Genomic DNA, 23194 nt, shown 5'->3' with positions numbered 1-23194 from the left:
GTACATTATTCCGTTCATTTAAACCTGAAGGATGGATGTACATTGATTGGCTGTTTGCAATTCTACTTCGGCAAGAGAAATAAAAATAAAGAAACGAAACACAAGCTTACTCGCCGCTATCCCTGTCTTGTCACTCTCTGAAAACAAAAATTTAAGACGATTTTTTAACTCTGACTGGAATTGGGTTTATCGCTTTATTTTCTAATATTCTAGATATAGTTGTTGCGTAAAACTAAAATGCTTGTGTGGGAAGGGTTACATTTTTTCATCTGAGAATAATGATGGAAGAACGATAGAGTTTTAAGCCGTGTTCTTCAACTTTTTCGGGGTAGCCAGCGTTGCGTGGAAATTTCGCAAAATTGATGATCGCAACTGCATCATCAATCGCTCTGTTTACGGTTGTGTCGTTCGTTCTTGAGGGTTTAGTTTGCTTGACAATGTGGACATTGCATCGTGCTTCAATTGTGCAATGCCCAAATCAATTATCCAGTCAGAACTTCACAAGGGCGAAAAGTCGTCTCGATCGCCCCAGCCATTTGTACAAATACTTGTCCTACAGTGGAATCTGGGTGAGTCAGCGTCAAAGGCGTTCCCGTATCTCCGCCCATGCAAATACTAGGGTCAATCGGAACCTGTCCTAGTAAAGGGGCATGGAGTTCTGCCGATAGCTGCTGCCCTCCACCACTCCCAAAAATCGGAGTGCGATCGCCACAGTGACCGCAGATTAAATAACTCATATTCTCGATAATGCCAAGCACGGGAATGCCGACACTACGAAACATATGGACGCTGCGACGTACATCGGAAACAGCGACTTGTTGAGGAGTCGTCACCAAAATTACCCCGCAAATCGGACTTTCTTGCACAATCGTGATTTGAGCATCACCTGTACCAGGAGGCAAATCAATCAGCAGGTAATCCAATTCTCCCCATTCCACCTCCTGAATGAACTGAGTGACGATTTTGTGTAGGACAGGCCCTCGCCAAGCTAGGGGATGATCGGGTTCTGCCAGCAGTCCTACTGACATGACTTTGATGCCGTGTGCTTCTAGGGGAAGAAACTTTTGACCGTCGGGTGTATCAATAACCTTTACATCTGTTTTCCCCAATCCCAACATCTGGGGAACGTTGGGGCCATAGACATCAGCATCAAGTAAACCCACCTTCGCTCCCTGCAAACTCAAGGCAACGGCTAAATTAACAGATGTTGTGGATTTGCCTACTCCTCCCTTACCACTAGAAATTGCCAGCGTCGTTCTTACACCAGGAATGGTGCAGAGTTGGATATAAGTTTTCTTACACCAAGTAAGGTGCGAAAGTGCTGATTGAATGTCTGCTTGCAACTGATGCTGATGTTTACCAACATAAAGACGTAGATAAATATAGTCATCCACAACCCGCAGATTTCGTACCATTCCTAAGCTAACAATGTCGTTTTTGAGGATGGGTTCAATCACCTGTTTGAGAGACTGGACAACTTCTCGTTGCCGAGATTCAGTCACTGGGTCAGGAGGAGTGACAATTTCTGGGTCTATTGAATGAGTTTGCCGGAAGGGAGATTGATGGCTAGGCATTGGATGTCTGTGGTGTGGACTCCTGGATTTTCTGAATCGCTCGTTGTGCGAAAATACACACGTCTTTGTCTGGATCGTCTAGGGATTGCTGGAGTGCATTGAGGGCAGTTGGGTTCTTCAGGATACCAAGTGCGATCGCTGCATCTCGACGCACATCCGAATACTCATCTGCCAGTGCTTTAACTAAAGCAGGTAGGGTTTGGTCAGTTGGTGTTTTCTGCAAAGCCTGAAGTGTAAACTTCCGCACCTGCCAATGCTCATCTGCCAAAGCCGTTTCTAAGGATGGAACTGCCACAGAATCAGCATGGAGTGCCAACGATTTTGCCGCATTGCGCCGCACCTGCCAATCTGCATCGGTAGTGAGTGCTTGACACAGACTGGGAACCACTTCTGCATCTGCTAAGTGTCCTAAAGTCAGGGCAGCAGAACGACGCACGTTCTCATCGGGGTCGGACATCAGGGCGATCGCTTCTTGACAGCGTTCCACCTGATTGAGATAGCGTAGCGTTGTCACTGCTGCTTCCCGTAACTCAGGATTTTCCGACTCGAAGAACGGTAGCACGTAGGGCAAAGATTGAGCATCGTGAATCTTCCGCAACAGAATTAACACATTCAGTTGCATATTTGCGTCATCTTGATGCAGGGCATCTAGCAGCAGCAACAAATGATCGGGAGTGACTAATTCACCCAAGGCAGATAGCGCTTCTTCCCGAATCTCCTCATCAGTTGAAGCCAGACATTCCACTAAAGCCGGAACTGCCTTGGGATTGGCAAGCTCCCACAGTGCTGTCACTGCTAGCTTTTGCACAGCAAGGCTCTCATCTTGCAGGGCTATAATTAACGGTTCCAGAGCATCTTCATCACCCAAATGTTGCAGCATTTTGATGGCAACTAAGCGATCGCTAACATCGGGCGATCGCAGCATTTCCAACCATTCGTTCAATTCAGTATCAGCAGACATCATTATTCCTCTATCGCAACAAAAAGGGAATTTTAACCGTAATCGCGTTAGTGGGACACTCTTTCTCACAAGGCAAGCAAAACCAGCACTCGTCATATTTCATATAGGCTTTGCCTGTTTCTGGGTTCTTCGCTAACACATCTAGCGGACACACTTCAATGCAAGCTGTACACTTTTCTAAGCATTTTGATTCATCAACGATTACGGGTACGTCAACTCGTTGCGTTGTTAAAGCCATAACTCTCTCTCTAATTGTTAAAAACCGACAAACTTACCGCACCGCCACATCATAAACTTCTCGTTCAATATCAACGTCCACAACATAAGGCTCAACCGGACGCTTGAACAAAACCATCTCGCCTGATTCTTCTTTTTTAAGATTGACGTGGCAGAACCATTCTTCATTGTTCTTTTCAGGGTAGTCCACTCGGTAATGGTACAGTCCCCAACGGCTTTCTTTTCGATACAATGAGGCGCGTGCTGCCATCTCAGCACAATCGCGAATAAAGTGAACCTCCATGCAGCGCATTAGTTCATGTGGATCGTGTGCGCCCATCATTTCTAAGCTTTCGTGATAGCGCACAAAGTTTCTTAAGCCAATTTCCATCTTGTGGTCTACTTTGGGCGGCTGTAAGTAGTCATTAACCAACCGTCGTAATTTATACTCCACCTGAGTGTGCGGTACACCATTCGGGTTGTTCAACGGAGCATAAATTCGTTGTTTTTCTGCCTCTAAAACGTCAGGATCTGGTTCAATATGCTCTAACCCTTCGATATAATCCACCGCATTTGTACCTGCCAACCGACCAAATACAAACGCCCCAATCATGTAGTTGTGGGGGACGCTTGCCATATCTCCCGCTGCATATAATCCTGGGACAGTCGTCTCCGCTTTCTCGTTAACCCAGACTCCAGAAGCACTGTGACCGCTACACAAACCGATTTCTGAGATATTCATCTCCACACCATTCGTGCGGTAATTTTCCCCTCTCCCTTCGTGGAATCGCCCTCGGCTGGGTCGTTCATTCGACCACAGAATCGACTCAATTTCTGAAATCGTGTCTTCATCTAAGTGGGTCATCTTCAGTTGAACTGGGCCTTTACCAGAATTCAACTCCTTCCAGATTTCCAGCATCATCTGACCACTCCAGTAGTCGCAACTGATAAAGCGGTGTCCTTCAGCATTGGCGGTGTAAGCTCCAAACGGACTGGCGACATAGGCGCAGGCGGGACCGTTATAGTCCTTCATCAGAGGGTTAATTTGAAAACACTCAATATTGGTGAGTTCTGCGCCTGCGTGATACGCCATTGAATAGCCGTCACCCGCGTTGGTGGGGTTTTCATAAGTGCCGTAGAGATAGCCGGAGGCGGGTAAACCTAAGCGTCCGCAGGCTCCTGTACACAGAACGACTGCTTTTGCCTGAATTACGACAAAATCGCCATTTCGCACGTCAAAGCCTACCGCTCCAATGGCGCGTCCATTCCTGACTAGAACGCGAGTCGCCATTACCCGATTTGTGACTTTGGCTTTGTGGCGCTTTACCTGTCGGGTCAAAATTTGTTTGAGGTCTTTTCCTTCTGGCATCGGTAGCACATATTTACCTACGCGATGCACTTGCTTCAGGTCGTAATTACCGTGAATGTCTTTTTGGAACTTGACGCCCCAGCTTTCCAGTTCTTGAATGACTTCAAAGCCTAATTTCCCAGTTTGGTAGACCGCTTTTTGATTGAGAATGCCATCGTTGGAAATCGTAATTTCGCGAACATATTGCTCTGGGGTAGAATTACCAGGAATGACGGCTGTATTGACCCCATCCATACCCATTGCGATCGCTCCACTGCGACGGATATTCGCTTTTTCTAAAATCAGCACTTCTGCGTCAGGATTTGCCTGTTTTGCTTTGATGGCTGCCATCGTTCCCGCAGTACCACCACCGATGACAAGAACATCGGTCTTCATCCATTGAGTATCCACTCTTGACTCCTCTTCAGTTAGCAAAAACTTTTATAACTTTGTACGAATAAATTCACTAAGTCTGCTTTTTTACCTTTTTTTATATTAGAGAAGAGAATTAAAAGTTACAAGCTTTTTTGTAACCAAAAATACCATCTATTCATTCGCGTTTTTTATGATCTTATAAATTAGCTTTATTCATTCATTAAGCTGTAAAATGAAAATTTCAATTTGGGGGATTAGAGAACGTGGAGGTTTATCAAGTTAAAGTATTTCTGGAGGTAGCTAGGCATCTCAGTTTTACTGAAGCCGCTGATGCTCTAAATCTGACTCAGCCTGCGGTCAGCGCCAAAATAAAATCCCTGGAAACTGAACTAGGAACTGACCTGTTTTATCGTCTTGGTCGTAAGATTCAGCTAACCGAGGTGGGACAGTTTTTATTGGAGGAAGGGCCAAGACTGATTGATGTTGAAAATCAATTGTTTGCCAAAGTCGAAGAAATCAAAAAAGGCAAGTTTGGCAATCTCAAAATCGGCTGCACAGCCGCGATCGCTAATGGATGGCTACCTGAAATTCTCTTCCAGTACCGTCAGCAGTATCCTGGGATTCAAACTCAGTGTGTCGTATTTGATTCGGCTGAATTTCTCTATCGAGCTATTACCAGCAGTCAGATTGATATAGGATTTTCAGATATTAGTTTTGCAGAATTTTCTGAAATTTCAGCAACCCCAATTGCTCCCATTCACTATTCTTTAGTGGTTGCGGCGAACCATCCTTTAGCGAATCAAAGCTGGTTGAGCTTAAAAGAACTGCAAAAAGAGCGATGGGTGATGCTAAATACTGGCTCCCCTAGCCGTTTAGTGTTTGAATCTCGGCTAACTGAATTAGGGATAAATTTTTCGGATTTCGCTCAAGTTGAAACTGTTGATACTCTCAGTTTGATGCGAACCTATATGATGCAGGGTGATTATTTAGGATTTGCTTCTAACTTTGAATTTAAGTCTGAATGTCAATCGGGAATGCTTGTTGCAATTCCCCTGCAAGAATTTGCCTTATCCGGTAATGTTTTCCTAGTGTTACCCAAACGATTAAGCCAATCTGCGATCGCAGACTCATCATCGCAAAATCGGCGCTCGCGCAACTCAAACCCGATGCAAAAATTTATTGCTCTGGTTGAGAATGGTCAAGAGCAACAGCACGCCTCTGTTCGCCCTCATTCAACCCCAGTGCGTTTGCGATCGCCTAACCTAATCATTCGTTCCAACTCCCTGCAACATCCTGAGACAATTGATCTAGCGATCGGGATTCAAAACAGCACGATTCCAACAGTAACGGCGGGCTTAGTGATTCAGCGCTTAGGCTTGCTAGAACACTTCTTACCCAGAGAAGGGCGATACAGTTCCACGCAGTATCGCATTCATTGGTGCGATTTTTCCACAGGAGCGCCGATTATTCAAGGATTGCACGCCGGAAAATTAGATATTGGCGTTTTAGGGGATTATCCCTTGTTACTGAGTGCTATCCAGCAAAATAATTCCGGTAGTGAAACTCGACAGACGCGCCTGGTTAGCTTTGTTTCAACGAATCCCGATGGTTCCTGTAATGCCGTAATTGTTCCCAATAAGTCCAAACTGCAAAGTATCGAAGACTTACGAGGAGGTGTGATTGCGGTTCCTTTCAGTTCTTCGGCACATGGGATGGTGATGCGATCGCTCAATTCTGCGAACTTACTTAACGAGGTTAAGCTTGCTTCCTTAGAGAACTCCAACATTACTCAGCCCTTTGGTTATTCCATTCAAGCAGATGGGTATGCTCATTTTGCTCCCTTTCACGATATTGCCTATCGTCAAGGCAAGTTTCGTTATTTACCAGGTGACAATTTGAATGTGTTACCGGCTTTTCATGGTGTAGTGGTGAGTGCAGAGTTAGCAGAACAGTATCCGGAAGTTGTAATCGCTTACTTAAAAGCCTTAAGCGCCGCCCAATATTGGTATACTATTACGCCCTCAGCGCTTTCTCTGATCAGCCAGTGGACAAACCTGGATGCCGAAATCGTCTCCCAAATTCTCAGCAATGTCTATCACCAGAATCAACCTGGGCGTTTTTTCTGCGAGATGATGATTCGTCCCGACTGGATTACTCAACACATTGCCCAACTGCGTCTAGTTCCCGGAAATGAAGGACTAGAGACAATTAACCTCGATCGCTGGATTCAAACCGAATTTCTCCATCAATCTCAGAACTTAAGCAGTTAGTAAAAGGGACAACAAAAAACACGCCAAGCCGCTATCGAAAGCAACACACTTGGGCTGTACTAACAGTACAAATACTGTTTGCTTCAATCAACCCAACTCCATACTCTTGAGAGTTTCTTCGCGAATCAATTCAAAGACTTGCCGATTGAGATTTACAAAATCTGGTGAAAGCATCGTATCTATATGGCGGGGTCGATCGAGATTCACCACAACTGTTTCTTTGATATGCCCTGGACGAACGCCCATAACCAGAATGCGATCGCTTAAAAAGATAGCTTCTTCAATATCGTGGGTGACAAAAATAACCGTAGATTTCAAATCACTCCAAATGTTTAACAGCAACTCTTGCATCATGTGCCGAGTCTGGGCATCCAAGGCTGCAAACGGTTCATCCATCAACAATACTGAGGGTGAGTTTACAAGCGCCCGCACAATGCTTGCACGTTGTTGCATTCCTCCTGATAGCTGATGAGGATAAGAATGACGATGCTTATACAGCCCGACTCGGTTTAAGTAATCATTTACCAATTCAGTCCGCTCTACTCTGGAAATACCCCGAATTTTCAAACCAAATTCCACGTTTTGAAAGGTAGTCTTCCACGGTAAAAGCGAGTATTGCTGAAAGACAAATCCGCGATCTGCGCCCGGTCTTTCGACGGGTTTCCCATCTACCAATACCTGTCCCCTCGTTGGCTTCAGAAAACCCGCAATCAAGTTTAGAATCGTTGACTTGCCACAGCCCGATGGTCCCAACAAGCAGATAAATTCACCAGGATTAATCTTAAAGCTCGTCGATTCTAAAACCAGCAAAGGCCCGTACTGGTCTCGTCGCTTGAAGGAAACGGATAAATCTTTAACCTCAACTGACCCTTTCACCAAGCCGCTAATATGCTTTTCTGCTAGGGTTGCCACAGCGTCTAAACCTCCAAAAATAGGCAACTTGAATATTCATTTTCATTGATACAATTAGACGCCCTGCTTTTTCGTTACTCGCCAAGGCATCAGCAACTTCGTCAATAGATCGACAATCAGCGTGCTTACCAAACCCATCAAACCAATCAGCAGCATTCCCATCACGATCGGTGGATAATTTGATGTAACATAAGACTCCCAGGTTAGATAACCCACCCCAAACCGACCCGCCAGAATTTCAGATGTTACCAAACAAAACCAGGCATTTCCCATACCAATAACCAAACCGCTGGCAATGTTGGGCATCGCTCCTGGCACCACAATATCCTTAAAAATGTGCCACTGTTTAGCCCCCAAACACTGCCCTACTCGCAGCAGCACTATATCGGTACTTTCTACTCCCCGAATTGTGCTGATCAAAATTGGGAAGAATGCGCCTAGAAATGTGATGTATACCATCCCTGACTCTGCATTGGGAAACATGAGAATTGCCAGCGGTATCCAGGCGACGGCGGGAATTGGTCTGAGCAACTCCAACGGAATGAAAAGCAAATCTTCAATTTGCCGAAACCAGCCAATCATGATGCCCAAGCTAACGGCCAGAATAGCCGCAATTCCAAATCCCAGCAAAACTCGTTGAAGACTGGCAGTAATATGCACAGCCGCATTGCCAGAAAAGAATTCAACCGTTGCATTCCAAACTTCAACTGGAGAGGGTAAAAAGGTAAAATTGATGAAGAAATTGAATTGAGTGACGCACAAAAGCTGCCAGATCCCAAAGAATAAAACAATGGAAATGGCTCGCTTTAAATTGCGACTTTTGAGCAGTGCCAGACTTATAAGCGCTAATTTTGACAAGGAGCGCTGCTGCAAAAATTTGCTACTCAGTACACTGTACTTCTCTCCTTTTGTCTTTCGTGCTGATTTTGGAGATACAGCCATTACAAACCTCTCATTTGAATCAACATAGTTCTATCGTTGCGATCGCTCCCCTTCATTCATCGCGCAACCGCTAAATCCTTTGACTGCGTATTTTTGGCATAAAGCTGTTGCAACTCCTGGAAGCTTGCAACCTTTGCTCCAGCTTTACCAGCAAATGTTTGTGCATCTTTTTCTAGTAAGAACGCAGATACCTGGTCGCCATTCCGAACATAGAAAGAATTTTGGGCGAATAATTTCCAACCTTTGTCGCGATCGTGTACGAAGGCTACAGCTGCTGTCTTGCCCTCAGACTTGAGCTGTTGCAGCTTTGTCAGCATATTCTTGATGGAGGCAAAACTGAGAACTTTATCTTCTCCTTCTACCCAAATCTGAGCTGCTAGTTTTGGATCTTGAATCGATTCTTGAGTGAGTGCATCATTGCCACGAATCAAATTATCTGCCGACTTAGCCACATCCTGTTCGCTAATGTTGCTCTCATTGAGCGCTTGTTTCAGGTAACTATCGTCCGTCCAACTTACAATATCATCTGGGTTCACGCTGGCATCTAATTTTCCAATCTGCTTCAACGTCGTTACGCTATTTTTGAGCGCAGTGATTTGGTAGGGCTGAATTCTCGGATCGAGCTTTTGAATACCCGATGGACCGAGGAACATATAAAAGATTTCTTTCTCAACCCCTGTCCACTTTTCTAACTTCGCACTAAGGGCTTCTGGTTGTTCCCGGAAACGCTGATTCGCCTCCAACATCGCTTTTAGATAAGCCACCACAATTTCGGGATTTTCTTTCGCAAAGTCCGATCGCACTACAACTCCATGAAAGGTAGGAGTTTCTGTTTGTGCACCATCGTAAATCTTGCGAGCAAAGCCTCTAAAGGGAAATAACTCACCATAGGGCACAAAATCCGCATGAGCATCGATCTGACGGCTTCTCAGGCTCGTGCCACCTACTTCTGGTGATTGACTCACTAACGTCACTTCTTTCTGTGCATCAATGCCCTCATTCTTCAGCGCCCGCAGCAGCATCCCATGCGCCGAGGTTCCAAAGGGAACTGAAATGGTTTTCCCCTTCAAGTCTGCTAGTTTTTTATAAGGTGTGTCGGTTGGAACAACAACCGCATTTCCGGCTCCATTAGGGCTGTAGGCAAGGGATGAGATTAAAACAGTCTTAACGCCATTGCCTTTCTTCTGAAACGTCGTCAGGTTGATCGTTGCCGGAAAGTCTGCCATGCTGCCGATATCAATTTGATTCGCCAACATTTTGTTGGTAATTGGTGGGGCTGATGTGGAGCTAGACCACTCAATTTTGTACTCAACATTTTGATATTTCCCTGTTTTTGGCAGGTACTTCTCCAGCAGCTTTTCTTCTCGGATGACTGCACCACCTGTCACGGTGTTAATGGTTTGGTCTTGGGTACCAATCGCAATCCGAATCACCTTTTTGCCAGAGGAACTACCTGAAGTATTTGCAGAAGTATTTGCTGAAGTATTTGCAGAAGTGTTACTACAAGCGCTGGTAAAGGTTAAGGAAACAACTAGCAGAGAAAAAAGAACACTCTTTAAAGACAATAGTTTGATATGCATACGGCTCCATTCCCGCATTGAATCTACTGCCCCACTTGTTTCACGCAAATCATGTTGGAGCAGTAGCTAGTTTAATCTCCGGTTTATCGGTCGGAATACGACTGTTTTAACAGAATGCCATAGTCAAACACCGAAGACAAGATGTAATCCCCGGTTTATCGATAGACTTTTCGTATTTATAGATAGATTTTTTGAATTGAAGCTGCCAGATTTGGAAACTCGCGGTGGAGGGAAGCACCTTTTAAGATGCTGGCTATGTGTCGCGACGCCGATTCAACCTGGTTTTTATCAATTCCCACGATCAGCTATAACGCTCAACGTTGTTGAATCAATACGGCTGATCAAGCGGATCGAGTTTCCGGAGGAAATCCCAGTCCAGGAGACTCCCTCGCCACGACAGTGCAATTTGTAGGGGGAGCAGAATGAGGTGTACTCCTGCATCAGGTTGCCCTTGTCCAACAGAACAACGCCCCAATTTCCAAGCGACTATAAGCCGACTATAAATAAAGCGATAAGCCGGACAGGATATTAACTCTTTCGTTTCTCTGCGGCGGTGTCGAGGGGAAGGCGAATGCTGAAAGTTGCGCCTTGACCTAGAGTGCTAGTAGCCGTAATCGTGCCGCCGTGTGCTTCCACAATTCGTCGCGCGATCGCTAACCCCAAACCCGTTCCGCTGCCTTTGCGCGAGGGATCTGCTGTATAAAATTGTTCAAAAATGCGGGGCAAATCGCTCTCTGTGATTCCGGTTCCCCGATCGCGAATTTTTACTGAAACCTGGGCACCCTCTGTATTGCTTGAGACAGACACTTTAGACTCTGGTACTGAGAACTTAATCGCGTTGTCCAATATATTTAGAAAAGCTTGCAATAGTCGTTCTGGATCGCCTTGGATTTGAACATCCGCAACCTCCACGCTGATGCCAACTTCCTTGGCTATCATGCGGGACTCCATTGCTCGCACCGCCCGTTCGATTAAGTCTCGCAGCTTTAGCGGTTGCTGTTCTAGTGGCGTTACGCCAGCTTCGAGTCGTCCTAAATCCAGCAGATCCTTAATTAGCCTGGACAGGCGCAGGGTTTCATCCTGTGCAGTCTGGATGAAGCGATCGCGTAACTCCGGCTCCTCAGCCGCTCCATTGGCGAGTGCTTCTAGGGTGACATAGACGTTGCTAACAGGAGTCCGCAGTTCGTGGGACACATTTGCGAGGAATGCCCGCCGCTCTTTATCTAAGGAAGCCAGCCGTTCGCTCATGCGATTCAATTCACTGGCTAATTGACCCACTTCATCATCTTGATGAATGTTCAGCTTCTCACCTAAATGACCCCCACCCACCTCAATTGCAAAGTGGCACATCGCCTGAATCGGTCTGGCAATATTACGGGCAAGGCTTTCGCTAATCAGCGCACAAAGCAAGAGCGTCAAGAAGAGCGTTCCAAGAACGGTGAAAATGACGCGGCGAAACTGACGCTGAAACTGTTCTAAAGTGATCGACATCCGCAGCGCACCGAGCAGACGACCCTTCCGAAATATCGGTCGCACTGCATACACTCGGTCATCGTTGGATAGAATCCCTTTTGCTACCCCTTGCGTCGGCTGATTTTGTAGCGCTTCTCTCACGCCAGCAACAGCTAACCAGTTAGGGACTTGCCGATCTAGCTGGGGGGCGGAGGTGAATAGCAGGCGACCATCAGGTGCAAAGACGCGCAGGGTGACTGCTTCCGGTGAACCGTAGCGTTGCACTAGCACTCTTACCCGCTCAAGATCATTTTCCTCTAAAGCGTCAGCAACACTCTCGCTGAGGGCTGTTGTCCAGGCATCTAAATCAGCCTGTCTCGTCCTCATGAAATAGGCATGGAAAGAGAACAGAATATAGCTTGCCAGAATAGAAGTTCCTAATGCGGTGAGTGCTAAATAGGTAACTAACAGTTTCCGGTAAATTGAATTCCATCGGATATGAATTGCTAACCAGCTCCTTGAATTTTTCAAAGGTGCAACTTCAATTTTTTTAATCTCCCTGTAGAGACTGTTGACCCACAGCGCGACCCCGGAGAACAGCTTTTATGCGTGCCAGAAGTTCGCGAGTGTTGAAGGGTTTGGTGATATAGTCATCTGCACCCGCTTCTAATCCCCAAACTTTGTCAATATCTTGGTCTTTAGCTGTCAGCATCAAAATCGGGATATTAGAAAATGCTCGGATGCGCCAGCAGAGTTCCATCCCATCAATGCCTGGTAGCATCAAGTCTAAAATAATCACATCCGGCACTTGCTTGTGGAACAACTTGAGTGCAGTCTGTCCATCCCCTGCGGTTGTCACTTGATAGCCTTCTTTAATTAAGGCGTAGCTGAGACTGGCACGTAATGCCTCTTCATCATCGATCAGTAAGACGTGTGGCATGCTGAGTTGACCTCTTCGTTCAAGTGTACCAGGTTGAGTTATTCCCTTTTGAATTTTAGATTTTGACTTTGAGCTTTTGAAATCTACCAATAGATAGTTTCTAAAATTAATCTTTTGTTAATTTAAAGCTAACGGGGATGAGTTTAAACGGAAAATGAAAATAGCGATCGCGTGCAGTCAGAACAACACCTTTACCGAGCAACTGCTATAGAATCTTACTGAATGGTTCGGGAAGGTCAGGTACCCGACTTTTTTTAGAGCAGTCAGGTATCTGAAGGGCTGGCTCACAACTTCAATAAGATTGCTAGATTTTCTAGTTAGGTTCAACCGTCGTCTATTTCGACTAGCTTATTTCTTGACGATAAACCCGATTTGATAAAAATTCTTGATTTTGATATGTTAAATTTTTTAGAGAGTATTTGAATTAACTCTTCATTTGCCTTACCATCTACAGGTGGCGATTTTAAATGAACCGTGAGGCTACCGTCCTCAGCCTCCTCAATGCTTTAGTTTTTTGAATTGGGTTTAACCTTTACTTGCTTCTTCATCTGGCTGGGGTGATGGTAATCTGGTTGTAGCTATCATGCGAGTTAACGATAAATTTCATAACCATAGCGATCGCTCAACACAGGTTTTCGTGTAGTGTAGTATACAAATATCGTTAGTATTAACTTCTGCCTGGAGATAGAAGTTTAGTTGGATTAGTCTCTAATATGTTTTATTTGAAAGGGCAAAGCTAAATCTACGAATTTAATCCATTGTCAATAAGTTTTGACGAAAAAAATTCATCCAGAAAAATTGATCTAAAATTGCTAGATGAGTAGATAGTACGACGATATTCTAAATTTTAAATGCTCGTGTGGCAACCGCTACGCGGTTGCCACACGAGCGCTCGATTTTTGGCATCCACTGAACCAACTTCACTCTTTTACAAAACCACACCAGCATCTTCATCAACTGGATTCCTAACATGACAAAATATAACGTTAGCAATAGGAAGTGGCAAAAACTATCTTGCTGTAAAATTCATCAAGATAATTTATATTTAGCTGAATCTGGACAGCAAGATTCTGAAATATATCAGCCAAATATAATAACTAAAACAGATTATCTGCTCAGCAAATCATCTAGGCTGATCGGCGAAAGTCAGGATCTAATCGCCACAAGTGAAGCGCTAATCGCTACAAGTGAAGCGCTAATCGCCACAAGGAAAAAGCTGCTGGTACAATCCAAGCAACTAATATATAGATAAGTAGATACTACAACCCGTCCAAAAATTCGAGCGATCGCGTAGCACCTGCTACGCAGGTGCTACGCGATCGCTTTCACCTTTAAAATCTACTAGTAAGTTCAAATTTTGTCTTTTACAATACCTGCTAACATCTCCGTTAACTGGATTCAGAGCATGACAAAACACAAACTGAGCAACAGGAAGTGGCAAAAATCAACTTGTTTTGAAGTTCCCCCATATCCTTTAGATTTGGCAGAATCTAAACAGCAAGATTCTGAGATATCCCAGCAAAATATAACAACCAGAACAGACTATCTGCTCAGCAGATCGTCTGAGCTTATCTGCGAAAGTCAGGAGCTAATCGCCACGAGCCAAGAGCTGATATTACTATCCGAACAGCTAATTACCCTAAGCTTGATGCTGAAAGAAAACAGCTTGATGCTGAAAAGCTGGCGAGAAAGATCAAAAGTTAAATCAAGGTTAGGCCATCCCGTTCGGGTTAATTCAGTTACCTCTGATTAACCATCAAACACAGGCTAAAAACTACTGAAAATTCTCCCTATCTAATCATCCTATCTATTTATCCGAGCGAATCGGGGTTTTATCTTTGTAACCTCTAACAATTTGCTGTAACCATAGCCACCCAATGATGCAACCGAGCAGATAATGGGGGAAATCCCACCAAGAAAAGGTGGTTCCAAGCAACAGTTTGCCCAGAAAAGTCGAGCGAATCGAGTCTAAAACAGGTTGGTGCCACAGTTGCAGAAATTCGATCGTACAGGTGATACCGAATACCCAAATTGGAATTTGGTTGATTGCTTTGCGACTCGGAAACAGGAAAAACCCGAACAAACACCAAAATATTTCGTATAAGATATCACCTGAGAAATCGTTGACCCAGCCGCGACCGAACCCAGTGTATCTCTTGGAGAGCAATCCCAGGGGCACAATAATCAGCAGCGAGAGGATAATCCGCTTGATATATTTGGCGTCTCGAAGCATTGGCTACACTTCCAAGCAGTTCTCAGTTCTGTATTCTATACATTTAGACTAAAGCCGCGCCAACGAGCAGGCTTCTGCATCCAACTGAGCTTCATAGCACACAGAAGAGTTCAATATTTCCTTCTTAAGTAGGAGATTAATTTATATCCTAGTTGTTATTAATTACGCAATCTTATATAAATTTTTTATACTTTGACGATCTAATACTCAAGGTAGAGTATAAAGGTATACCAAAAATTATATTCTTAGTTTCTAAAGCTGAATATTGTTGGGAGAATAATAGTCATGAATAATCAAACAGATAACGTAGACAGCAGTCAACGAGTTGGTGAAGATAACTACGATCGGGGGATTGTACCTGCTGAAACCGCAGCACGTAGAGAAAGAGAGGGGAATGCATTTAAAACAACTCCCGGAAAAGATGATGAGGAAAAATCCCCTACTAACGATCAAACAAATGATGGAAGTATCGATACTACAGATGGCTACACGGTAGACAAAGAGGGTCTTTTAAATAACTATGCCATCGAACCCGAAATGTATGTGAACGAACCTGGAGACTTAAAAGCCAAAGAAGAAGCCGAGGCTGCCGAACGCGCTGAAACTGTCTCAGAATTACAGGACGATGAAGAAGGGAAGCTGACGATGGAAGGTGACAAGCGTCATCAAGGGCCAGGATTGATATAACGCAGAAAAATTTAGCTTTTGCGGCTTCTACCTTTTAGCGATGCTAAACAAGTGTAGAGGAAATTTTTAAATTAATTGGCAGGCGACGTGGATGTCGCCTGCTTATTTTTTCTATCTATTTGAATCGCCGTAGCCGATCACAGCAACTTTATGCCGATAGACTAGCTCGGCTCCGTACCAACCCGACAAACCGAGAAGGGTTGCCACAATAATTGAGATTGTAAGCCCCGTAGGCAATATGGCTCCAGAGGTATTGCCCCAACGGAGTGCAAAGTTGGCAATTGTCAGCCCTAGGGCGGCGACATTCAGTACCATGTGTGCCCAGCCAGCACTGCGCTTGCGAACTCGTTCAATTCTCAGAAAGTCCATCATGCCGCTTAGGGCTGCAAGCACCCCGCTTGCCAAGCCAATGCCGATTAGCCAAAAGGAGGCTTGTGCCCAGAAGAGATCTTTTGTCCACCAGTAGGCGAGATCCGCTGCTGCTGGTGTAGTCAAAAAAGCAATGGGAAAGGTGACGATCAGTGGATGCAGGGGATGTCCTGCGATCGCGACTGTGCTCGTCACCCCGCTATCTTGATAATCGGTCTCATCACTTTCAATCAGCGGCGGGATATTGGGAGTTTGTGTCATGTTCTTCTCTATGGATTCTAGGAGTTAGACGAGTGAAAGCAAGCGATCGCTGTTGGCTATTAGCTTTGGGTTGCCGATCTTAACCCCCTCGATTAACGGCAAACAGCGAACCGCAAACAGTTCATCACTAGCCTGAAGGAATTTGCTCCACGCGCGCTTCCGCCAAAAGCGTCATTTTTCCCGATTCTAGATTTAATTGTTTGATGCGAAGCGACATTCCTTGCAAATCGAAGTTGCTCAGGTTCAATAGTTCGCTCGATTTTTCTAATAGCGCCGCCGTCAGTTCCGGGGAGAGTTCCTTGCCTTCGGTATACTCAACGTCTTCCAGATTGACCTTCTGCCCATTTGCACCAACTCGGGGCACTGCTGTAAAGGCAATTTGCGTGGTTTCTCCAGATTCGCGTAGCAGCACGTCGGCACTCAATGCAATTTTGTTCTCACCAGGTAGGCGAAAATCTACCTTTTTAGTGTCAATAGTCATCGGTTGTCCATTGACTGATACCTGCATACTTTGCAGCTTACTACCGACAAATTCCGAGTTGAATGCCCGGTTGATGTCTGCTTCCGTCAACACAACATGGGTCGTTGCATCAGTAGGTTTGGTTAATTCAATTTTGCCAAAAGCAGCGCTGAGGGGATTGATGGAGATGCCACGCATTTCCATTTTCATTTCCTCCATCCGGAGGTCTTTGTTCATCACCAAACCTTCACCTTCAACGGTGACTGAATCCACCTGTCCCTGAACCATTTTCAGTGGATCGCTCTGGATATCTACCGCTAATTCTTCTACTTCATCGAGTTGGCTAGATAATCCTATTTCCGCTGCTTTGTTAAGTGCCTGCTGCCCCAGAGAAGCATCCTTATTCGTCGTCACGCCCTGTCTCCTGCCCTTGTCTTAATTGAGTCTGTTATTGAGTCAATCTAGCGACCCGTATTAAGAAGTGTATCTGCCTGATGGTGGAATGGTGACAAAGTGATCGGCTATACACAAATTTAAACTCAATATTTCATTCTTAAGATAGTGGCACGAAGCTGTTTTTATAATAACTAGCTTGTCAAATCTCCGTCATCAAAGTTCAGGCTATTTTAACTTTTCAAATATGATTTACGATAGATGCCGAATAACCAAAATAAGAATATACTAATCCAACCAAAAAAAAGAAAAGTCCTAATGTTTTGAATCTTTTCTATCTTTGGATAGAGCCAATAAAAATTGGACGTTATAAAAAGGATAAATAAGGGGGATCTCTCAAAAGAGAGATGAATCTACTCGACAGAGATGACTATCTTCGAGATAGATTCCGATCCTATGATTATTGAGTGGAGAACAAAAGAATGGTAACGACACTAGATGATACCAAGCGCATAGCGATTGGCATGAAGTTGGCAGATATGAAAGCGCTGCAAAACTTGCTAATTGCTAACGAGCAAAAGTTCATCTCTGCGCTCGCCGATGATGATCTTCGCAAGCGCATACAAGATATGCTTGATGACGATCAGAAAAACCTCGGTGTTCTCGATACTGTAATTATTCAGTACGGTGTCAAAGCCGAACCCAAGGAATCCACAACCAAGATAATTGGTGAAGCTCAGAAACTAATGGAAAGTTCTGAACTGACTTTGTTTGAAAAAGTATCTCAGCATGAATTGCTTAAGCATAAGCAAACCATGACGGGTCTACTGATTCACAAAGCAGCTCAAGTAGTTGGTGCTGATGTTGAAGCTGCCATTACTCCCTTGAATACCGTTAACTTTGAGAACCGCGCTCACCAAGAGCAACTGAAAGGTATTCTGGAAATTCTGGGTGTTCGCGAACTAACCGGACAAGAAGCCGATCAAGGACTGTGGGGACGGGTTCAAGACGCCGTTGCCGCATTATCAGGGGTATTTGGTAGTGCTGTCACCCAAACCTCCGACCGTTCTGATATGACTATCGGTGAAATTCTTCGCATGGATCACAGCAAGGCGAAGACCTTGTTTATGGAAATTGAGAATTCCAACGACGCTCAAAAGATCCAAGAATACTTCGGTCAGCTTTACAAAGACTTGATGGCTCACGCTAAAGCCGAAGAGCAAGTTGTTTATCCAGCAGTGCGCTCCTATTATCAGGACACGCAGGATCTGTATAATGAGCAAGCTGAGCAAGCTCGGATGCTGGATGAAATTAAGGCGATGAGTCCTTCTTCTTCTGAGTTCAAAGCGAAAGTTCGTCAGCTAAGCGACGCTACCAACCATCACATTAATCAAGAAGAGAACGAGATGTTCGCTAAGCTGCGCGATAATTTCAGCAGCGAGCAGCAACAACAAATGGCAACCGAGTTCAAATCTGTTAAGAGCAAGCTACAAGACCAGATGGCAGCTTCTAGCAAGTAGTAGTGCGCGCGAACAGAATTAACTCTGTAGGGAGGTTTGGAACGTAGCTTCCCTATAGTTAATAAGTGCGATCGCTAACTGCCATCGCTGGAATAAAGCAATTAAATCTAGGAGGGTCTATAAGCTATCCTCCTAGATTTATTTTATTGACGAGTTAATTTTTCTTGAGCGCGTAACTTTACGTTTTCTATTGAAGGAATAAAGTATATCTATCCTCTTTTAGGTATGAGATACCATTGGTTCAGCTCTCCAGCTTTTTAGAGAAGCCGGAGAGCTCCCGTTCACAAATCATTTACAGCGATATATTCTTGAAACTTATTTAGATGAATCATTACCATACTCAAGAACCCTAATTTTGCAAACTATCAAAAGTAGAAGTTTTAATAATTTGAATTCCAAATAAAAATCTATAAGTTAAAAGTATTTATCTCCTCTATAAACCATACTTTTGGATTCAGTCGCGGGAAAGATGAATTGCCTTAAGAGATTGTGAGATTATTCATAAAGATTCAAAAATCATAATATTTCAAAGAAGGAACAAAAATGGTATCAACACTGGACGATACAAAGCGCATTGCGATCGCACAAAAATTGGCAGACATGAAAGCGACGCAAAATTTAATCATCTCTAACGAGCAAACACTGCTCGGTGCCACTCCCGATCAAGATGTGCGCGATCGCTTGCAGAATATGCTCCAGGACGACCAGAAAAACCTGGGTGTTCTAGAAACGGTAATTGTTCAGTACGGCGTTCCCTCTGAACCCCACGAGACAGTTCAGGAATTTGTTCAGAAGACCCAAGAATTAATGTCTGGTGATAAGCTGTCTCTCTACCAGAAATTAGTTCAACACGAACTCCTGAAGCACGCTCAGGCGATGAGCGGTATTGTAGTTCACAAAGCTGCTCAAGTCGTGGGTGCTGATATTGAACTGGCGATTGGACCTTTAAATGCTGTTAACTTTGAGAACCGCGCTCACCAGGAACAACTCAAAGGACTGCTAGAACTCGTGGGTGTCCGCGAACTGACTGGAAAAGACGCAGATCAGGGACTGTGGGCACGAGTTCAAGACGCTGTTGCAGCCTTGTCTGGTGTGTTTGGTAGCGCCGTCACCCAAAACACCGATAAGCAAGATATGAACATCCAGACGCTCATCCGCCTGGATCACAATAAGACCAACACCATCTTTACAGAAATTGGGGCTACTGACGATCCTCAAAAACTCCAAGAGTATTTTGGGCAGCTCTACAAAGATTTATTGGCACACGCTCAAGCCGAAGAAGAAATCGTTTATCCCAGAGTTCGCTCTTTCTACGGGGACGACAATACTCAAGAGCTGTACAATGAGCAAGCCGAGATGAAGCGGATGTTGGATGAAATTAAAGCGATCAACCCTGCTTCTTCCAAAGACGAATTCAAATCAAAAATTAAGCAGTTGATGGATGCGGTTGGCGATCATATTCGTCAAGAAGAAAGCACGATGTTTGCAGCCATTGACAACAATTGCAGCACCGAGCAAAAAGAGCAAATGTCTAGCGAATTCAAAGCTGCCAAGAGCAAAATTCAGCAAGAAATGGCAGCTTCGATGAAGTAATCGGAAGCACGTTCAACCTCTAAAGCCATACCTCTCTAAACTTAACTGACGTTTGCACTCCTACTACTTACGTGGTGGGAGTTTTTTTGTTTCACTAGGTAAATACACGCCCCCGCACTAGAAGCGTAGGTGTACATAAACAAAGCCTGCCTACGCAGACTCAACTAAAAATTCTTCAGCCTACGGGGAGCAGCTTTTGTACGCACAAGACCCACCTTTCAAGGTATAGGCGCATGCACTAGGATGCATCCCATTGCTAACTCCTAACATCTATCAAAAAACCCGTTCTCTAACCAGAAAACGGGTTTCTATTCTTTCAAGAAAAATCGGTAGTCATCTCAGCGTTAAGCATTGACAACATCGCCACCGTTGGGATGCAAAATCTGACCGGACATATAAGAAGAGTCGTCTGACGCCAAAAAGACGTAACTAGGCGCAACTTCTTCTGGCTGTCCAGCCCGTTGCATCGGCACTTGTTTACCAAAAGAGGCAACTTTTTCCTCTGGGAAAGTTGAGGGAATGAGCGGCGTCCAGATGGGACCTGGGGCGACGCCATTCACGCGAATTCCCTTTTCCACCAGAGATTTTGAGAGCGATCGCGTAAAGGCAACAATAGCCCCTTTAGTAGACGAATAATCGAGCAGCTGCTGATTCCCTTTATAAGCTGTCACCGAAGTGGTGTTGATAATCGCGCTGCCTTCTTTGAGGTGCTTGAGTGCAGCTTTCGTCAAGAAAAACATTGAGAAAATGTTAGTCCGGAACGTGCGCTCAAGCTGTTCGGCAGTGATGTCTTCGATGCTTTCTTGAGGATGCTGTTCGGCAGCGTTGTTAACAAGAATATCGAGTTTCCCAAGCTCCGCAACCGTATTTTCTACAGCCTGCTGACAGAATTTTTCGTCACCAATGTCGCCAGGAATCGTAATACATTTGCGCCCTTGTTCTTCTACCAGCCGTTTCGTTTCTTGGGCATCATCGTGTTCGTTCAGATACATGATTGCCACGTCAGCGCCTTCTTTGGCAAAAAAGATAGAAACTGCGCGACCAATGCCACTATCACCGCCGGTAATCAGTGCCACTTTATCGCGTAATTTGTTGCTACCTTGATATTTACTATCATCCGCCTTGGGGCTAGGCGTCATTTCTGATTCACTACCCGGTCGATGGTCTTGATGTTGGGGTGGTTGTAGCTGTTGTTCTGCTGGCATTAGTGTGTCCTTAAACTGTGTCTAAAAAAATGAAATCCAGAGAGGATTTCTGGTTTCTATTCACCCAACACGCTAGCAACCCTCCAGATTGACTTAATCAATCTGGAGAGGGAAAAGAAAAGTGAATGGAGTTAACTTTTCGTTGTAAATTCACTGGGCAATTCTTTTTGATCGAGATCCGTAATCGGTGGGCCATTGAGTACCTCACCCGTAGGGCTGAAACGTCCACCGTGGCAAGGGCAATCCCAAGTTTTTTCGGCGTTATTCCAGTCAACAATGCATCCAGCGTGAGTACACACTGGAGAAAGCGAACAGAGATAATCCGTCTCGTCGCGGTAGACGGCATATTTCTTCCCGTTGATGTCAAGAATTTTGCCTTCGCCTGGTGCTACGTCCGAGGGTTCGTTGCCCTCTGATTTAAAAAGCCGATCCGCTACAAAGTGCTTGGCGACGCCCAGATTCTCCGTCACAAACCGCTGGGCGCTGGCGAGGATATTCGCGCGATTGGGGTCGTAAAGGTCGCTCCAGGGATTCGTCCGTCCCAAAATCAAGTCGCTTGTCAGCATCCCGCCAACGGTGCCGAAGGTCATGCCGTTGCCAGAATAGCCGGTAGCAACGTAGATATTAGAATTCGCTGCGGTTTTCCCGATATAGGGTAGACCATCGACCGGCTCATACAATTGAGCTGACCAGCGATAATCGATAGAGGCGACATCATAGAGCGATCGCGCATACGCTTCCAAGCGCTCGAAACACGCCTCATTATCCACATCCTCACCCGTCTTGTGGTCTTCACCGCCAATAATCAGCAGGTCTTTGTAGCTGCGTGTATAGTGATACGGCTCCTCGGTATCCCAAAACAGTCCTGGCGGTAATGGCGATCGCAATCTCACTCCAATAACGTAAGAGCGATACGGGGCAATTTTCGTGGTCATTACATACAAGTCCGGGAGACTGTTCAGATTGTGAATCGGCGTATGAGTAGCAATAATCACATCTAGCGCCGTTACCGTCCCCTGTTCGGTAGAAACTCGACTCGGCTTGTCTCCGGTGATATCGACAACAGATGACTGCTCAAAAATAAAACTGCCACCACCGTCAATCGCCTTCGCAAGCCTTTGGAGATAGGGAATCGGGTTAAACTGCGCTTGATTGGGGAACATCACCGCCGCTTCTACCGGAAATGGCAGTGGCACATCCTTGGTCAAAGCAGCCGGAATCACTAACTTGCTAACCGCTTCCGCCTCTGACTCAATTTCAGACACATCCTGGGATTTTTCAGTGTAAAGATATCCCGGCACTCGCTGAAAATCACAATCAATCTTCTCTTCTGCCACAAACTTAGCAATGCGTTCAATCGCCGCACGACTGGATTCTGCTACCAGCTTCGCATCCGTGTCGCCCAAGGAGGAAATCAGGTCTTGGTAGCGTTCGTCAGCAGCTTCGGTGAGGTGGGCAGTCGTATAGCCGGTGACACCACTGCCAATTTGCGATCCCTCGATTACTGCAACCCTTAATCCAGCGCGTTTCAATAGCAACGCAGCGGTTAAGCCAGTAATGCCGCCGCCTACAATGGCAACATCTACGGTAATATCACTGGTCAATTGCGGGTATTTTGTCCCTTCTGTAGTGTCGAGCCAAACAGAGACGGAGGTTCCTGGTAAATTCATTCAGCGTTCTCCTGAGACAGTATAAATTTTTATACAGCAGATTGCAAGTTCATGAAGTACAGTAGCAGCAGTTTGTGAACCAGTTGCGTAGGTGTTTTGGATTGACTAAATCAAGTGCACTAGCAAGCAAAGTATCAACCATTTTTGTTGTGGTTGGAGAGAACTGTCGTAAAAAAGACTTAAGGTGTGACCACCAAAGCTCAATCGGGTTGAAATCTGGAGAGTAGGGTGAT

The 23194-nt window shown here is 45.1% G+C and carries 20 protein-coding genes and 1 pseudogene; 5 read left to right on the top strand and 16 right to left on the bottom strand.

Translation table 11 applies throughout. The features are described from left to right. Positions 1 to 482: 482 nt before the first annotated feature. From NDI44_RS25285 to NDI44_RS25270, 4 genes are read right to left on the bottom strand one after another with little or no spacing between them, the layout of a single operon-like run. Positions 483 to 1574: an Mrp/NBP35 family ATP-binding protein gene (locus tag NDI44_RS25285; RefSeq protein ID WP_190415063.1), complete on the bottom strand. Its 1092-nt coding sequence runs from the start codon at positions 1572 to 1574 to the stop codon at positions 483 to 485. Next, complete coding sequence (locus NDI44_RS25280) at positions 1567 to 2535, bottom strand: HEAT repeat domain-containing protein (protein ID WP_190415084.1); 969 nt, start codon at positions 2533 to 2535, stop codon at positions 1567 to 1569. The genes NDI44_RS25285 and NDI44_RS25280 overlap by 8 nt, the downstream gene beginning before the upstream one ends. Before the next feature lie 10 nt (positions 2536 to 2545). Continuing rightward, positions 2546 to 2773, bottom strand: coding sequence for a ferredoxin family protein (locus tag NDI44_RS25275; protein WP_190415062.1), 228 nt, complete (start codon positions 2771 to 2773; stop codon positions 2546 to 2548). 33 nt (positions 2774 to 2806) lie between these two features. Beyond that, the gene (locus tag NDI44_RS25270) at positions 2807 to 4510 is read right to left on the bottom strand and encodes a fumarate reductase/succinate dehydrogenase flavoprotein subunit (protein WP_199304970.1); all 1704 of its coding nucleotides are present in this window, start codon (positions 4508 to 4510) and stop codon (positions 2807 to 2809) included. A gap of 227 nt (positions 4511 to 4737) precedes the next feature. Here NDI44_RS25270 and NDI44_RS25265 point away from each other — a divergent pair, with 227 nt between their 5' ends. Continuing rightward, positions 4738 to 6744 (top strand): LysR substrate-binding domain-containing protein, encoded by a 2007-nt coding sequence (locus tag NDI44_RS25265; RefSeq protein WP_190415061.1) that lies wholly within the window; start codon positions 4738 to 4740, stop codon positions 6742 to 6744. Positions 6745 to 6831: 87 nt separating this feature from the next. Here NDI44_RS25265 and NDI44_RS25260 read toward each other — a convergent pair whose 3' ends face one another. The 6 genes from NDI44_RS25260 to NDI44_RS25235 form a co-directional block, all read right to left on the bottom strand. Next, complete coding sequence (locus NDI44_RS25260) at positions 6832 to 7656, bottom strand: ATP-binding cassette domain-containing protein (protein ID WP_190415060.1); 825 nt, start codon at positions 7654 to 7656, stop codon at positions 6832 to 6834. 54 nt (positions 7657 to 7710) lie between these two features. Then, positions 7711 to 8598 carry an ABC transporter permease gene (locus tag NDI44_RS25255; protein WP_190415059.1) on the bottom strand — a complete coding sequence of 296 codons (888 nt, stop codon included), beginning with the start codon at positions 8596 to 8598 and terminating at the stop codon, positions 7711 to 7713. A gap of 56 nt (positions 8599 to 8654) precedes the next feature. Next, entirely contained in the window at positions 8655 to 10178 is a 1524-nt protein-coding gene (locus NDI44_RS25250) for an ABC transporter substrate-binding protein (protein WP_190415058.1), read from the bottom strand. Between the two features lie 528 nt (positions 10179 to 10706). Continuing rightward, the gene (locus tag NDI44_RS25245; RefSeq protein WP_190415057.1) at positions 10707 to 12161 is read right to left on the bottom strand and encodes a HAMP domain-containing sensor histidine kinase; all 1455 of its coding nucleotides are present in this window, start codon (positions 12159 to 12161) and stop codon (positions 10707 to 10709) included. A gap of 19 nt (positions 12162 to 12180) precedes the next feature. Continuing rightward, positions 12181 to 12570, bottom strand: coding sequence for a response regulator (locus tag NDI44_RS25240; protein ID WP_190415056.1), 390 nt, complete (start codon positions 12568 to 12570; stop codon positions 12181 to 12183). A 323-nt stretch (positions 12571 to 12893) separates the two neighbouring features. Then, entirely contained in the window at positions 12894 to 13073 is a 180-nt protein-coding gene (locus tag NDI44_RS25235) for a DUF167 domain-containing protein (RefSeq protein ID WP_339380796.1), read from the bottom strand. Positions 13074 to 13540: 467 nt separating this feature from the next. On the opposite strand from NDI44_RS25235, the gene NDI44_RS25230 reads away from it, so the two are divergent. Beyond that, a complete protein-coding gene (locus NDI44_RS25230) occupies positions 13541 to 13822 on the top strand; it encodes a hypothetical protein (RefSeq protein ID WP_190415055.1) in 282 nt (93 codons plus the stop codon). 555 nt (positions 13823 to 14377) lie between these two features. On the opposite strand, the gene NDI44_RS25225 is transcribed toward NDI44_RS25230, so the two are convergent. Then, positions 14378 to 14803, bottom strand: a complete 426-nt coding sequence (locus tag NDI44_RS25225; RefSeq protein ID WP_190415054.1) for a DUF2809 domain-containing protein — start codon at positions 14801 to 14803, stop codon at positions 14378 to 14380. 285 nt (positions 14804 to 15088) lie between these two features. Between NDI44_RS25225 and NDI44_RS25220 the strand changes: the two genes are divergently transcribed. Beyond that, on the top strand, positions 15089 to 15490 hold the full coding sequence (locus NDI44_RS25220; RefSeq protein WP_190415053.1) for a hypothetical protein: 402 nt from the start codon (positions 15089 to 15091) through the stop codon (positions 15488 to 15490). A 111-nt stretch (positions 15491 to 15601) separates the two neighbouring features. On the opposite strand, the gene NDI44_RS25215 is transcribed toward NDI44_RS25220, so the two are convergent. Continuing rightward, a complete protein-coding gene (locus NDI44_RS25215) occupies positions 15602 to 16120 on the bottom strand; it encodes a DUF2231 domain-containing protein (protein ID WP_190415052.1) in 519 nt (172 codons plus the stop codon). Between the two features lie 127 nt (positions 16121 to 16247). Next, positions 16248 to 16994 carry a DUF2993 domain-containing protein gene (locus NDI44_RS25210; protein WP_339380440.1) on the bottom strand — a complete coding sequence of 249 codons (747 nt, stop codon included), beginning with the start codon at positions 16992 to 16994 and terminating at the stop codon, positions 16248 to 16250. A gap of 461 nt (positions 16995 to 17455) precedes the next feature. Here NDI44_RS25210 and NDI44_RS25205 point away from each other — a divergent pair, with 461 nt between their 5' ends. Both NDI44_RS25205 and NDI44_RS25200 read left to right on the top strand, forming a co-directional pair. Next, complete coding sequence (locus tag NDI44_RS25205; RefSeq protein ID WP_190415051.1) at positions 17456 to 18493, top strand: hemerythrin domain-containing protein; 1038 nt, start codon at positions 17456 to 17458, stop codon at positions 18491 to 18493. 543 nt (positions 18494 to 19036) lie between these two features. Then, positions 19037 to 20086 (top strand): hemerythrin domain-containing protein, encoded by a 1050-nt coding sequence (locus tag NDI44_RS25200; RefSeq protein WP_190415050.1) that lies wholly within the window; start codon positions 19037 to 19039, stop codon positions 20084 to 20086. 344 nt (positions 20087 to 20430) lie between these two features. Here the strand turns inward: NDI44_RS25200 and NDI44_RS25195 are convergent, their stop codons facing one another. The 3 genes and pseudogenes from NDI44_RS25195 to NDI44_RS25185 all read right to left on the bottom strand — a co-directional run. Then, positions 20431 to 21291 carry an SDR family oxidoreductase gene (locus NDI44_RS25195; protein ID WP_190415049.1) on the bottom strand — a complete coding sequence of 287 codons (861 nt, stop codon included), beginning with the start codon at positions 21289 to 21291 and terminating at the stop codon, positions 20431 to 20433. A gap of 131 nt (positions 21292 to 21422) precedes the next feature. Continuing rightward, positions 21423 to 22961: an FAD-dependent oxidoreductase gene (locus tag NDI44_RS25190; RefSeq protein ID WP_190415048.1), complete on the bottom strand. Its 1539-nt coding sequence runs from the start codon at positions 22959 to 22961 to the stop codon at positions 21423 to 21425. A gap of 49 nt (positions 22962 to 23010) precedes the next feature. Further along, a pseudogene (locus NDI44_RS25185) lies at positions 23011 to 23194 on the bottom strand (IS630 family transposase); the annotation flags it as partial.

It is taken from the genome of Trichocoleus sp. DQ-A3, assembly GCF_039961975.1.
In the GTDB taxonomy this organism is placed as follows: domain Bacteria; phylum Cyanobacteriota; class Cyanobacteriia; order Cyanobacteriales; family FACHB-T130; genus FACHB-T130.
This window is presented reverse-complemented; position numbering and strand designations above follow the sequence as displayed.